Here is a 13877-nt window from a genome sequence, read left to right as displayed (position 1 = left end):
CACCGGGCCAAACTCCGAGATTGTGGCAGCGCCACCGAAGGCAATAGTTGAGACTGGTTCTCTCAATGCATAGACCGCAGGCACGGTTTGCTCACTGACAACGGGTACTATTTTGACCGCTTGAACTCGAACCGTGCCCCGCCATTGCTTCCGTCTGTCACCGAAACTGTCCAACCGTGCGCCTTCGCGATGTCGGCCACGATCGAGAGCCCGAACCCGGTTCCCCCCTCGCTGGACGTGACGCCGTGTTTGAACACGTCGTCTTGCTTCTCCTGGGGAATCCCGCTGCCGGTATCCTCAACGTAGAATCCATCGTCTCCGTCTAGTCCACCCACGGTCACCGTGACGTCGGCACCACCGTGCTCGATTGCATTTCGGAAGAGATTCTCGAAGAGTTGGGTCAGCCGCCCTGCATCCCCGGTGACTGTCGGAATTCCATCTGCGACTGTAAGCGTTGCCTCCTCAGTATCGACGTATCCCCACGCCTCCGTTGTAATACTCTCGAGGTCGATCTCTTCTGCATCCTCGATCGTCGTCTCCCCACGTGCCAGCGTCAGGAGGTCCTCGATGAGTCGTTCAATTCGGTCGTGTGCGGATTCTACTTTTTCAAAGTGCTCCGCCTTCCCGGTCTCCTCCGCGATTTCGAGGAACCCCATTGCGACAGAGAGCGGGTTCCGAAGGTCGTGGGCAACGACGCTCGCGAACTGGTCGAGTCGCTCGTTCTGTCGGCGTAGTTCCTCTTCCCTGCTTGCTCGTGCGAGTGCTGCCTCGACAGTCGCACCAAGAATCCGGAACAGGTCGACGTCCGTCTCAGAAAAGACCTGCGTGGAAACTGACCCCGTCGACATGAGCCCATACTCACCCAGTGGGACGAGAATCTCACTCCGTATCTCTGTGTTCGGATTGTGGGGTTGACCCTCAGCTTGGATATCATCATATACCTGTGTTTCTCCGGACTCAAACACGTCCCAAGCCAGACTGTCTCCAGGAGTGAACCGGGGAGACTCGCCAAACAGGTCTCGTGCTTCAGACGTTTCCGTAATTGGGGCGAGCACGTTCTCTCGGTCGTCGTACTCCCAAATTCCGGTGATATCGAGGTCGAGTATCTCGGCCGCGGCATCGACGGCAATCGCTCCGATCTCCTCGCTTGATTCAGCGCCGCTCAGCTGCTGTGCGGTGTCCTGAAGCGAGCGGAGGCGAGCTTCCAACCGTTTCTGTTCGGTTATGTCCTCCAAGACGGCGAGGATGCTCGTAGTCTCTCCGTCGGGACCTGTAACCGGCGCGACCGACAAGAGCAGGTCCAGTTCGTCTCCGTCTTTCGTCTCTCGCCGTATCTCTTTTGCTCGGATTCGCTCGCCGTTCAGGACGCGCTGCCGGTGTGAGGCAAACTCTTCCTGCTGCTCGTCCGGGACCATCGGATTGAACTCGCCAAGCACTTCGTCCTGCGACCAGCCGAACATGGTTTCAGCCTCGTCGTTCCAGCGGATGACGGTCCCATCCGTGTCGATCTCCATAACTGTGAGTGGCGTGGCCTCGATGAGCGATTCCAGTCGCTGGTTCGTCGCTTCGAGTTCACGCTCTCGTTCGACTTGCTCGGTAACGTTTCGAGCGATACCCACAATTCGAACAGTCTCGCCATCGACGACGACCGGTGCGAGGCTGGTCTCCCAGAACTGCGCACCGTCACCGATGTCGAGTTCTTCGCGATACGAGATTGGGGCCCCCTGATCGACGCAACGAGTGTAATTAGCCTCGAGTTCAGCACCTTCCTGGTCGCCAAACACGTCTCGTGGGGTCTTGCCACGAACTTCCTCGGTCGTAATTCCGGTCTGTGACTCGTATCCGGGACTGAGTCTGGCGAACTCGAATGATGGGTCCTCACCAGCGGTATCGACGTCAAGCAAGAATATCGCGTCCCCGGACGTTTCGAGCAACGCCTCGTATTCCTCTGCGAGCTCTCGATGCTCACGGCGTTTCGCTTTTCGCTCCGTTATATCCTGAAAAACGCTCCGAAGTGCTGAGTCGCCGCGCTGTGTGTCGTCGACGTATTCTCCCCACGCCCGAACGTCACGCACCTCGCCGTCGGGTCGAACGATTCGGAGGTCGAGGTCGTACGGTTCCCCGTCTTCGATTGCTCGGTCGACTGCTGCGGTAATCGTCTCTCTGTCGTCGGGGTGGTAGAACTCGATCGCGTCGTCGAGGGAGGGGTCGTAGTCCTCGTCGACACCGTGGATCTGGCGGACCCCGTCAGACCAGGCGAGTTCGCCGCTCGATGGGATGAATTCCCAGATACCGATATCTGCGATGTCCTGAACGCGGTCGAAGAGGAACTCCTGACGTTCGAGTTCGGCACGGTCACGACGACGCGAGAGTTCGGTACTCACGAGTTGTGCGACCAGCTCGACGAACGTTCGTTCGAGCGCTCCGAACGGCGCGAGTCGCGTTGTCGGACTCGAGAAATTGACGGTTCCGTAACGCGTGTCGTCGACGACGAGTGGCACGCCGATGTACGATTCTAACTCGAACTCACGGTAGGCAGGATGCGTCTCTTTCCCGTCGCTAACGGCGTCGACGAACGAACAGACCGAATCCGTGCCGACGACTTCCGCACAGTACGTCGATTCGAGATCGAACTGATCGCCAACTTCGATATCGGCTTCCGGTGCGTGAACTGCTTCGACCGTGTAGTCGCTGTCCTGAATCCGCGAGACGATACCGATTTCGAGCCCGAGCGTCTGGCAACCGACTTCCAAGAGATTCTGGAGGCGTGACTCGGCCGAGACATCGCTTTCTCCCATGACCGCCTGGAGGTCTTGGAGTGCGTCCCGCTCTCGTTCCAATTGACGCTTTACCTCGCTTTGTTCGGTCACGTCTCGAGCGACAACGAGCACCTGCTTGCTTTTGCGACTCTGGAACGGGGTTACCCGGACGTCGAATGTCCGCTCGCTGGTCCCGACCACGACGTCGAGTTGGAGGTCTGCATCGTACAACCCGGTGGACCCACCATCGCTCTCGATCTCGTCGAGCGTCGATTCGACTGCCTGGGAGAATCGCGTTATATCGGAATTGCTAACGCGGTCACCGACGACCGTTTCGAGCTGTTGTCCTGTGAGCTGGGCCGACTGATCCCCTGCGAGCAACCGCTTTGCAGCCGTATTCGCGAACTCGATATCACCTTGCTCGTCGAGGACGAACACGACGTCGTGGATGTTCTCCAGAATCGCGTCACTGCGCTCTAGCTTCAGTTCCCGCTCTCGCTCGGCAGTAATCTCACGCGAAAAGACAGTCAGCCCGTCGTCATCTGGGAACGCTCGCACTTCGACCCAGTAGTCGAACGGCTCTTCCAGATGCTGTTCGAACGATACTGGTTCACCAGTCTCCATCGCCGTTCGATACTTATCTTCGAGTTCCGTCCCGACGATCGAGGGGAACTCCTCCCAGATGGTTTCCCCGACGACCGCGTCGGACTCACGGTCGACTCGATCAGCCATTTTCTCGTTCATATACTCGATGCGCCAATCGCTATCGACGGCGTAAATCGCGTCAGTTGCGCGTTCGAGCGTTCGTCGGAAGCGCCGTTTCGTCTGCTCGGCCTCCGTGCGTTTGCGAGCAGCCCTTGTGAGCGTTCGAATGCGGGCCGCGAGTAGTGTGAAGTTATCACGTTCCGACCGGACTGGGATGTAGTCAGAGATGCCGGCCCGAGTCGCCTCGATCGCGATATCCTCACTGCCTTTTCCAGTATAGAGGATTATCGGGATATCGTCGTTCCGCTGCCTAATCGACTCTGCAAGCTCGATGCCGTCGGCATCTTCGAGCGAGTACGCCGTTACGATACAGTCGATTCGTTCCGTAGCAAGATGGTGCAGTGCTTCGTCGATACCGTCGGCAGGTACACAGTCGATCTCGGTACTCGTCTGTTGGAGTTTGGTTTGAACCAACTCCGCGAACGCGGGATCGGAGTTCACGTAGAGGACGCGGATTGGATCGTCCAGTTCGTCAGTAGTACCGAGCACAGTTACAGAGATTTGACTGTCTAACTGGTTAAATATTTCTTGCGAGACACTCTCGTGGGCTATCGAGGTCGCTGACGACTGAAAAGCGCAATAACCGAGGGAGTTGTGGTATGTCGGTCAATATAAGGAAACGGGACGGATACGCTGCTAGTATGCCTGCGGAAATTCTGGCTGCTGACGACGACGAAGACATCAGAGAGATGATCGATGTTAGTCTTAGTAAGGAGTTCGATGTGGAGACTGGCTGCCTCAATGCATACGGTTCCGATTGGCTCTGCCGGTGTTCGATTTACTAGATATTGGTTGATGTGGAACCGCTGTTCGATAGAGATGCGAACCGATTGTGAAAGAAACTTTCAGATAGATAATTTTGCGAGCGTGCTGCAGAGACAGCGCTTATACAGAACCAGACTTGGTTCGGCATTCCTTTCCTGTAGCTTGAGGGCCAAACTGCAGACGATTACTCAGCGTTACGAAACGTGGGAGAAGGTCACTCTAGAGCGCGGCTGTCGATCTCCGTTGTCAACTTTCGCATGAACTCCGCAACGGTGTTGCCCATCATATAGACTGGTCGCCCTTCATCGAGCAAGGCATCAAGGACTGCGCCCACGTCTTCGCCCTCGCCGTACCGAACGACATCGGCGTGAACACGACGCTCAAGAAGCCGGTCTTGCGTTCCAGCAGCGTGAATCTGGGTGATCAGGTCGTTCGCATGGAGCCAGTTGAGGTAGTGGACGAACGCGGCTGTCCGTCCGGCTCGGTCGCGTCGAGTGTAGATGAACGGTGTGACGATGTTCTGGTCGAGGCGCTCAACGAGGAACTGGCGAAGGAGTTCCGTGGATTCGATGTCGTTCATCATCGCGCCGTTCGCGATGAGCCCGCCACCCTCGAGTCGTTGCCATCCCCACTCCCGGTGAAGGGAGTCTATGTAGTCCTGAATCTGTCGAGGTTCCAGCGGGTCCATCCCGAGAGCGCGCAGCGTTTCGTCGACGACGAGTGCCGAGCGCGCACCGAATACGTCCACGAAGGGGCCCTGTGACTCTTGATTCGGGGCGGCAACACGGAACTCGTGGCCCGTCTTCTCGAACTCCTGTCGGAGATATGCGTTGATCGCTTCGTTGCGGTCGCCGCTGATGACGACCGTCCCCTCGGGCATGACGCGAGTGAACACGCGGGCTATATCGTCGAGTTCCTCACCGAGGGTGGACTGATGATCGCGTCGGATGTTCAGGAGGATGACCACGTGCGGGTCGAACAGTTCGTTCGCGAGGCGGGTGGTGTACTCGCGGATGCCCTGATTCTCGACGACTGCGGCGTCGACCGGATGGTACTCGCGGAACTCGGTAGCGTTCTCGTAGAGTCTGGTTGTGCCGTCGCGCTCGATGGGCGTCCCATCGAGATTATGGTAGGAAACGGGACGATTACCGGTTACTTTGGCGTAGGTCTCGTACCCACGTTCGACGAGCGTCTCGTTGAGCCAACGGACGACAGTCGATTTTCCACGGATACCCGTGACTGTGATTCGATACGGCGTCTGTTCGACGCGCTCGAAGTGCTCACGCCCGCGGAGGACCGTCCGATGGATCATCGACCGGGCATCGTTGGCGGTCGCTGAAAGCCAACGACGGACCCCGAATGAAGACTGGCGAGGTCCCATCTTACTCTTCCTCACGAGTGTGAGTAGGGGTGCTGTCGTTCGTCTGATCAGAAGGGCTCGAATCCCCGTCGGTATAGACGAGTGGTGAAGTTTCGACATCGGCGCCGTCGACATCGACATTTGCGAATACAGATGCGCGTGCGAAGGCAGCGAGTGAGGGGTGCGACTGCTCGAGCCGGTAGAGGTCGCGACCAGCGAGACTGAGAACAAGCAGGCCAACGAGAGCGTAGACGAGGTGGTTCTCGTAGAAGAGGCCAGTGGGTGGGATCTGGACAAACACTAGCAGCACGGCGTAGAAGAAGACGAACAGGCTGGCGGAGAGGCGGATACTGGCGGTTCGATTCGATGGCGAAACGCGATGAAGGTTGTAGGCGGCGACACCGACGAACAGCCCAAGGAAGAACAGTGTGAGTCCTGAGATAGCGGTACCTGTGAACGAGCCGATGAGGAGTACATAGAGGCTTCCGAAGGTGAGCGAGAGACCCAATAGGACGCGACCGTACAACAGAGAGAGCCAGTGGATACTCGAAAGCAGGAGAAAGACGACGGTGGCACCGATAGCGAAGAGGGCGGCGGTGTGCTCTAGGCGCACGCTGAACACGGCGAGGAGCGGGATGACGATTATCCCGGCGAGACGTAGATCGTAGCGTTTCCGTACTCCCTCGTAAATGGCGACATCCACAGCGAGGAGTGCAACTGCCAACCAGTGAGGAGTGATTTGCGTAATGGCTTCGCATCGTGGCTCGATTCCGAGACAGGTGACGAAGTCGCTCGTCGGCAGTGCCAGGACGGGTGGTGTCGGTATCGGACGCCCCTCGAAGTAGAACAGCCCGCCGACGCCGAGGAGCATGAGACCGACGAAAAGAGCGACCATCAGGCCGACGTCGGCGGCTCGATCGTCAGCGTCGAGACGCATCAGATTGTATGCGGCGACTCCGGGGAAGATGCTCGCGACGGCTTCTGCATCGGCGAATGGGAGGTATACGGGCGTGTGGACGGAGATGATGTAGGCGGCGAGGATGGTCGCAAAGGCACCGGTGAGGACAGCAATGAGGAACACGCGACGACCGTGATTCAGGGTGTACTCTCGTGTGGCCCAGAGTGCTCCCCAAGCGACGGTCGTTCCGACGACGAAGATGAGGGGTGAGAGAGGTTCTCGAAACGTATAGATCACGAGCAGGGGGAGAGTCATCACGCCGCCCAGTCGGTAGCCTTCCCGGTGGGAGAGGACCGCGACGGTCGCGATGCCGACGATCATTATGAAGGAAGCGACAATCATTCAATTCACCCGAGAGATGTGGGTCGACTGGGTGTTCGTGGGAGGCGAAGTAGAATGTGGTGGCTGCTCTCGAGAGTGAGCTGGGCGGGTCTGCGGGTTCACTCAGCCGTATGTTGCGGCCGATTTGGCCGCCTGACTTTTCCCTTTACGATGCGAACTTCACGTGAGATGGCTGACTCGACTGATGAGCCGTCGGGCCGAGAGTCGTCTGCATCCTCTGAGGGGACAGACGCAGGTAGGGGGGAAGCTGGGGGTGAACAGACGTCCGGGTCCGGACTCGGACGGCGGGAGTTTCTGATAGGGGGCGGTGCGGCAGGCGTCATCGCCTTGGGTGGGGTAGGGGCATATCTCTCGATGTCATCTGACACCGAAGTCGAAGAGGCCTCGTTCATCCTTCAGCAGGGCTATCTACGGTATCAGGTCAACCCGATCTCGAAGGACGAGATGAACGTCGAGCAGTTCTACGATTACACGGACACGTCTGCGAGTCCCGAGGGGGACATCATCGAAGAGGACGCCGTCTCGCGGATGTTCATTTACGACGGCCCGGTCGATTCGTCGCTCGTCTTCCTGCATGGGTCGGCTGACGTCGGCCACGGAGGGACGGCGACATTCGCGTTCTCGGGGTTGAGCCGCGACCAAGGCGAGTGGGCAGTCCGTGACGACCCGATGAGCGTGAGTGACGATTTCGAGAAATGGGAGGGCGGCAATCAGAAGGTGAAGTGGGAATGGGGTGAGAACACCAGCGACGGCGGTGCGTACTGGGGTGTCCTCGACCGCACGGACTTCACCATCAGCGTGAACCCCAAGACGCTGCGCGGTGTCGACGCCTGGACGTTCATCTCGGGCGACCTCGGCAATCTGACCCGGCACGACCTCTATCAGGAGAAGCCGGTGAAAATCAAGCCACCGAAGGGGAAGACGGTGAAGAAGGCAAACATCGACATTATGCCGGACTCCGAGGAAGCCGAGTTCGACCCGTACTCGAATGACCTGCTGACGGTGGCGGTGAAGGATCCGCCGGCCGGCGTCGACGAGAGCGAGTGGGTCGGCCCGGACGATCTCGACCCGGGGAACTACGCGGTGAACTTCGGCTCGAAGCAGTATCTGGCGGGGCAGAACGCCGCCCAGCCCCAGACGTACACGAAGCAGGGCGGCACGCTGTATCTGAAGTACAAGGCGAAGGCTGCGAACTTCTCGCTGGATTCGGCGTACGGCTATCTGGTCTCGAAGGCGGGTGAGAAGACGTACGTCCGGGGTCGCGATGTTGTGCAACCGGGCGGATTCTACAACGTAGACGAGGAGCCAGCCCAGCTCGTCGTCTCCGATTTGCACGTTGACCCCGAGGATGACGACCGGAAGAACCTCGCTGAGGAGTATGTCGAGTTCACGAACGACGGCGACGAGAAACTCGACCTCTCGAATTACACGATTCGCGACACAGCCGGCGCAGAGTTCGCGGTCCCGGATGGGTTCGTCCTAGCGGCCGGGCAGAGCTTCCGCCTCCACTCGGGAGCGGGCGAGTCCACGGAGACCGATCTCTACTGGGACGCGGGGAAGCCTGTCTGGAACAACGACGGCGACACGGTCATCGTCTTGGACGAGAACGCGAACGAGGTCCTCGCGTACTCCTACCCGCGAGAGTGAATCGCCTCGCTCGGCGCTGATGAGTTATTGCCGTCCCCACTCCCGGCTGCTAATAACCACAGGCCGAGCTTATTGATGGGTTCAACGGACCACAGGACTCTCTATACTAGTCGGTTAAACGGATTCTTGAGCGTGTCCAGGCTATCCATCTGTAGTGGTCGCGACTCGTGAGTCTCGCCGCAGCGTCTTTCGACGAATCGGGCACCAGCAACGCGTCGAATGGCCCACATATGACTCGACGCCGCTGTACGATCGTTCCTCACTCGGTGGGTTAGAATCGGACGTTCGAGTCGTCTCGAGTATCTGGTTTACGCACCCAGGTCATAACTCGCTCGAACAGTTCGTCTGCGAACTTCCGATAGCCTACTTCAGGTTCGTGGCCTATGATCGCTACGGAAGTTCGACACGCTACGAGATGGACACCCTTTTTCGCGTGTTCGTGCTGAAGGAACTCCACGGATGGCAGCACGAAACACATCTCGTTGAGTACCTCGATAGCCATCCCGCACTCTGCGAACGCTTAGGATTGGAGTCAGTCCCAAACCAATCGACACTGTGGCGCACTTGGAACGAGCGCTTCACGGGAGATCTCCGCGAGACGGTCCAGAAAGCGGCTCGAACGATCCTCATCAAAGCACAAAATGCGGATGTCGCTGTACCACGTGAACCAGAACGAAACCTCCCGGATCAAGGCGACGCCGCCGCTGAAGCAGACCCCGACGATCGGGCCATCCTTGACGAGGCAGGGACGGTTACCAAGCACGTCAGTCGCGTCGTGTTCCCCGCGTTCTCGCTCAATCGTGGCGAGGGCTGTGAGATTCCCGAGAACGCTTACTGGGGCTTACAGACCTACTTGGGGCTCCGAGAGAACTTGGCGGCTAACGAGGGCGCTCGGAGCTTCATCCACGAGTCGACGCGTAATCGAACGCCACTCGGGCATGGTCATCGCGACCAGGTACGCGATCTCTCCATTGAGCAGATCCGCGAGATGTACCGACAGGCGATCCGTCACCTCATTGACGAGGCCGCAGAGACAGAGGAGTTCTTCCGCGCAGGCATCGTCGCCATCGACATCACTGAGGACGACCCCTTTACCGGCGATAGGACGGGCCATGAGGACGAGATTATCGGGACGAAGGAGAAGACCGACGAGTACGCCTACCAGTGGGCGACAGTCCAGCTCGTGGGCAACGCCGTCCCACTCGTCCTTGATGCTCGCCCGGTACGGAAAGGCGAGTCACGCAAGGAGATCGTCGAGGACTTGCTGGACTCGGCTGAGGATCTCGTTCACGTCGATAACGTACTGATGGACCGAGAGTTCGACAGCCAGCACATCCTGGAGATGATCAGCCAGCGCGGGCTCTCCTACGTCGTGCCGAAGCGGATGCAGACGAGTGAGAAAGCTCAGGCAAAACGATTGCTCCAGCGCGACCAAGACCGGTACGAGACCGACCGGAAGCTCCATCTCGGGAAGAACGAGTGGCACGAGACGACGCTGATCTACCGTCGGAAAGAGAACTCCGAGCATGACGACCACCGGCAGTACTCGGTATTCATGTCCAATCGGGGTGGCGGTTTTCTCAGCGAGTATGGGTATCGGTGGGAGATCGAGAGTGGCTATCGGTCGATTAAGCGGTTCATGGCCGCGACGACGTCGACGGATTTCGGGCTGCGATTCTTCTACTTCGCGTTCGCCTGTCTGTTGTACTCTATCTGGCGAGCGGTCGATTTGCTCGTGCAGGTCGAGTTGACTGGAGAATACGAACGGTCACCGATGGTGACTGCCGATAATACACTCACACTGTTGAAAAAGGAGACCGGAATCGGGTAGTCCGGTTCTCTACCCGTGATAGATGGACGTCTGAGTGGCAACACTACCCTAAGTTGCAGAAAATCGTCCATATGATAGAAAATTCAACAGGAATGATCGTTTTGACGGCAACCTGAAGCAGTATTCACTCACCGATTCGCCCGAAACCACGCATTACAGGCCCACTAAACCCTCCGTAGTCTCAACTTCCAACCGAAGGAAAAGTATATCGCGGTATGCGATTTATGGCCCTGTCAAAATGACGTATTCAGAGGGTAGAGGAGGTCTATCGAGAGTTGTGGGGTGTTTAGCTGTCGGAGTAGAGTATTTACGTTTACTGCGATAAACGTAAACAGATTCAAGAAGCTAGCCGCCGTCTGCCACACTGAGTACGATGACGCCACCCAAACCCGGGGATACAACCACTCAGGACGACCCTGCAGAATCTGAGGGACTTTCCGCTCGCTATCGAGGGCGAACACCAACCGACCCAGACCGCGGTGGGGGACCACGATGAGTTCCGACGAGAGGCACAGGCAGACGGGTGACAGAGACGGCGCTGCAGTTGCTATCGTCGACGTCCTTGAGGATTACCTCACGGACAAGGGGAAGGGACGCAACGGCAAGAGCGGGCAGTATCGACGCCACGCTGAACGCGAGGTGAATCGTCTCATCGAGTTCCTGGCGGGTGATCGCCCGGCGTCGTCGGTGACATTCGGGGGGCTGTCCGTAGGCGATCTCCGCGAGTATGCTCGGCATCTCTCGCGACAGGGTTGGACCGAGGGAACGATCCGGAATTACTACGCGCACGTCTCTGGATTCTGTGGCTGGGCGGCCCGCGAAGGCTATCTCTCGGGGAATATCGCTCAACGGCGACGGGCAAAAGAGCCACTCCCCGAAGAGACAGGCCGGAAAAGTGGGGAACAGCAAGCGTGGTCTGCCGAGCAACGGGCGGAGCTTCTCGAGTACGTTAACGAGCAGGCACACGAAGCCATCGACGCTATCGCGAGTGACCGCCAGGCTGCAATCAAGGCGTGTCGCGACCGGGCCTTGGTCTACGTGCTCTGTTTCACGGGGGTTCGTGGCGCGGAGACACTGGCCGATGGGAACGACGATCGGCGTGGTCGTGATGGCCTACGGTGGGCAGACGTCTCCCTCAAGGACAACAACATCCAGGTTCTCGGAAAGACGGGGAGATGGGACGACCGACCCCTGCCTGATCCAGCGATTCCCTCACTTCAGCGGCTGAAGAGCGTGATCGACCCACCGAGCGATGAGTGGCCGGTGTTCCCGACACTGGACTATCCGACGCTGGTGAAGACGTTCGCCCAGGAGATGAAAGCTCGAGGGTACGAACCAAGTGAGGTCGAAGCAATCCGCCGGGAGATGGTGAACGACGGTGAGGGGGCGGCTATCGAACTCCTCGCTGACTACGGTATCGACCCGCCCGCGCTGACGACACACGGCGCTCGCGAGGTGTTGAAGCGACTCACAGAGGAGGCGAGCATCGACCTCGACGATAAGCATGGATATCTCGCTCCCCACGGCGCTCGTCGTGGTGTCGGGGAGGTGCTCGTCCGAGCGTACGGGCACGCTGAGGCGGCGCGATACCTAGACAACTCCGAAGAGATCGTTCGCGAGCACTACTCGCACATCGAGGCGGGGGAGCTGGCCGAGCGCGCTGAAGCAGCGTTCGCCGAACATGATCAAGAACCGCATGCTCGACACGACGCCGGCGCCGACTCCGACCCTGATTCCGACGGCGAGTAATCTCCCCGCAACCGCTGTGCACCGATCTGTGACAGTCGCACCGTCAGACAGACTCGTAGAAGGCGGGAAGAACCGGAGTTCTCGGTGCTTTTCGGTTTATTTATCGAGGTATTCGATACCCCACTCACGGAGCTTTTCAGCGACGAGTTCGGGGTGTTCCTGCGCGATTACCATCGCGGCTTCGCGAGCGTCGCCTTTGTAAACTGGGCCGTCGACAAGGTCTTGAAGATCGTTGAGGAACGCCTCTTCGCCATCTTTGACAAAGGGACGAACCTCCAGCAGCAGTTGCTTTGTCCGGTCAGCGTTCACCGACGCACCGCGCATCTGCCGTTGCACGAGGTAGGGAAGGCTGTCCATATCGAATTCCCCTGCCTGCGTCTGTGCTTGCGCCTCCGCCTGAGTCATTCCTTCTGAGGAAGACACCGTCTCTGTGGACGATTCGGATTCGGCCTGTTGGTCTGGCTGAGCCTCTGCATCTGCTGATTTCTCCTCCGCCTCAGACTCGGACACTTTTGCGTCGTCGTCCTCCTCGTCGGGCTCCTCATCGAAATCCAGGCTTCCGGTTCCCTTCTTCAGTCCCCCCATCAGGACACCACCTCCGTCTCCTCAATATTGAGAGACGGCTCCTGGGGCGGTTCGACGCCGAACTCATCAGTGAGGTAGTTGGCAATCTCGAGAATGGTTTCGAGTGTTTCTACTTCGCGCTCCCGGAGGCGTCGGGTTCCCGGTTCACCGTTGTGCCAACCTTCCTCGACGACTTTGAACGCCGTTCCTTGGGCGTCCCACATCTCATCCATCATACTCTGTCGTTCGCCAATAGTTGCGGCGATGCCGTACTCATCCTCCATTTCTTCGATATAGCGAGTGTGTGTGCTGGTCGTACCAGCACCAGAGAGAATGACTGCGGCTACGCCGACGTCGATGCTAAGGTTCTCACTCATACTCTCTAAGAGCTCTGCGAGTCCCTCGAGACTCTTGTTGCCCTTCCCGGCTGGTTTACTGGGTGCGACGAGGGTACGAGTAGCGTAGATGGCGTTATACAGCATAATCTCGGCGCGGGCGTTCGGGTCAATAATGACCACGTCGTAGTCGTCTTGCACGTCATTCTCCTCCCAGAGGACGTTGTAGAGCTGCTCGTAGCGGTCAAATTCGTCACCCATGTTCTCCTCGAAGCGTTCGCGTTGGAGGAGGAGTTCGGTGAACTCCTCTAGCATATTGTGGGCAGGGAGTACGTCGACTCCCTCATCGGTGCTGCGAATTAGATCCTCGAAGTCCCCATCTGGCCGCCCGAGGACGTGTCGTACGAGATTGTCAGCATCGGGATCGTCGCGACCTTCCTCGACATCAAAGAGGTAGGTGAGGTTCGCGGCTTGGTGGTCGAGGTCGATGACGAGAACATCGAACCCTTGTCGAGCGTGGGCTTCTGCGAGGTTGGCGGTCCACGTTGTTTTGTGAATGCCCCCCGATTCTGAGTAGATGGTATATGTGATGGGCATGTATTCGACAGATTGCTCGTCTACATAATAAAGGTACGTCAGACATACAGCCAATCCATCCACCTAATTCATCCACCTAATGTATATAGATAATGCAGGTGGTAAACACGACCAATCCTCCCCGGGAATGGCATATTCAGATTATGTAGATGAATTAGGCTAATGGATAATGTCGAAGAATGGCACGTAGAGCCGTGAATAATGG

At 58.2% G+C, this 13877-nt stretch carries 9 protein-coding genes; 4 read left to right on the top strand and 5 right to left on the bottom strand.

Annotated features, from left to right (window positions below):
• Nucleotides 1-107 precede the first annotated feature (107 nt).
• Nucleotides 108-4013: a PAS domain-containing protein gene (locus NL112_RS21920; RefSeq protein ID WP_255153046.1), complete on the bottom strand. Its 3906-nt coding sequence runs from the start codon at nt 4011-4013 to the stop codon at nt 108-110.
• Nucleotides 4014-4123: 110 nt separating this feature from the next.
• Between NL112_RS21920 and NL112_RS21915 the strand changes: the two genes are divergently transcribed.
• On the top strand, nt 4124-4309 hold the full coding sequence (locus NL112_RS21915) for a hypothetical protein (RefSeq protein WP_255153045.1): 186 nt from the start codon (nt 4124-4126) through the stop codon (nt 4307-4309).
• 194 nt (nt 4310-4503) lie between these two features.
• On the opposite strand, the gene NL112_RS21910 is transcribed toward NL112_RS21915, so the two are convergent.
• Together NL112_RS21910 and NL112_RS21905 are read right to left on the bottom strand one after the other, a co-directional pair.
• Nucleotides 4504-5769 carry a folylpolyglutamate synthase/dihydrofolate synthase family protein gene (locus NL112_RS21910; protein WP_255153044.1) on the bottom strand — a complete coding sequence of 422 codons (1266 nt, stop codon included), beginning with the start codon at nt 5767-5769 and terminating at the stop codon, nt 4504-4506.
• Complete coding sequence (locus tag NL112_RS21905) at nt 5672-6928, bottom strand: poly-gamma-glutamate biosynthesis protein PgsC/CapC (RefSeq protein ID WP_255153043.1); 1257 nt, start codon at nt 6926-6928, stop codon at nt 5672-5674. The genes NL112_RS21910 and NL112_RS21905 overlap by 98 nt, the downstream gene beginning before the upstream one ends.
• Nucleotides 6929-7117: 189 nt before the next feature.
• Here NL112_RS21905 and NL112_RS21900 point away from each other — a divergent pair, with 189 nt between their 5' ends.
• The 3 genes from NL112_RS21900 to NL112_RS21890 all read left to right on the top strand — a co-directional run bounded on the left by NL112_RS21900 (nt 7118) and on the right by NL112_RS21890 (nt 12176).
• Entirely contained in the window at nt 7118-8596 is a 1479-nt protein-coding gene (locus NL112_RS21900; protein WP_255153042.1) for a lamin tail domain-containing protein, read from the top strand.
• A gap of 154 nt (nt 8597-8750) precedes the next feature.
• A complete protein-coding gene (locus NL112_RS21895) occupies nt 8751-10427 on the top strand; it encodes a transposase (RefSeq protein ID WP_255153041.1) in 1677 nt (558 codons plus the stop codon).
• A 492-nt stretch (nt 10428-10919) separates the two neighbouring features.
• Nucleotides 10920-12176 carry a tyrosine-type recombinase/integrase gene (locus tag NL112_RS21890; protein ID WP_255153040.1) on the top strand — a complete coding sequence of 419 codons (1257 nt, stop codon included), beginning with the start codon at nt 10920-10922 and terminating at the stop codon, nt 12174-12176.
• 96 nt (nt 12177-12272) lie between these two features.
• Here NL112_RS21890 and NL112_RS21885 read toward each other — a convergent pair whose 3' ends face one another.
• Together NL112_RS21885 and NL112_RS21880 are read right to left on the bottom strand one after the other, a co-directional pair.
• Entirely contained in the window at nt 12273-12761 is a 489-nt protein-coding gene (locus NL112_RS21885; RefSeq protein ID WP_255153039.1) for a DUF7970 domain-containing protein, read from the bottom strand.
• Nucleotides 12761-13672, bottom strand: coding sequence for a ParA family protein (locus NL112_RS21880; protein WP_255153038.1), 912 nt, complete (start codon nt 13670-13672; stop codon nt 12761-12763). The genes NL112_RS21885 and NL112_RS21880 overlap by 1 nt, the downstream gene beginning before the upstream one ends.
• Nucleotides 13673-13877 lie beyond the last annotated feature (205 nt).

Source organism: Halorarius halobius, assembly GCF_024298865.1.
GTDB lineage: Archaea > Halobacteriota > Halobacteria > Halobacteriales > Haloarculaceae > Halorarius > Halorarius halobius.
This window is presented reverse-complemented; position numbering and strand designations above follow the sequence as displayed.

Bases quoted from the DNA above. Each gene is read 5' to 3' on its own strand.
- NL112_RS21915 (WP_255153045.1), top strand. From the start codon at position 4,124: ATGTCGGTCAATATAAGGAAACGGGACGGATACGCTGCTAGTATGCCT.
- NL112_RS21910 (WP_255153044.1), bottom strand. From the start codon at position 5,769: ATGTCGAAACTTCACCACTCGTCTATACCGACGGGGATTCGAGCCCTT.
- NL112_RS21905 (WP_255153043.1), bottom strand. From the start codon at position 6,928: ATGATCGTCGGCATCGCGACCGTCGCGGTCCTCTCCCACCGGGAAGGC.
- NL112_RS21900 (WP_255153042.1), top strand. From the start codon at position 7,118: ATGGCTGACTCGACTGATGAGCCGTCGGGCCGAGAGTCGTCTGCATCC.
- NL112_RS21890 (WP_255153040.1), top strand. From the start codon at position 10,920: ATGAGTTCCGACGAGAGGCACAGGCAGACGGGTGACAGAGACGGCGCT.
- NL112_RS21885 (WP_255153039.1), bottom strand. From the start codon at position 12,761: ATGGGGGGACTGAAGAAGGGAACCGGAAGCCTGGATTTCGATGAGGAG.
- NL112_RS21880 (WP_255153038.1), bottom strand. From the start codon at position 13,672: ATGCCCATCACATATACCATCTACTCAGAATCGGGGGGCATTCACAAA.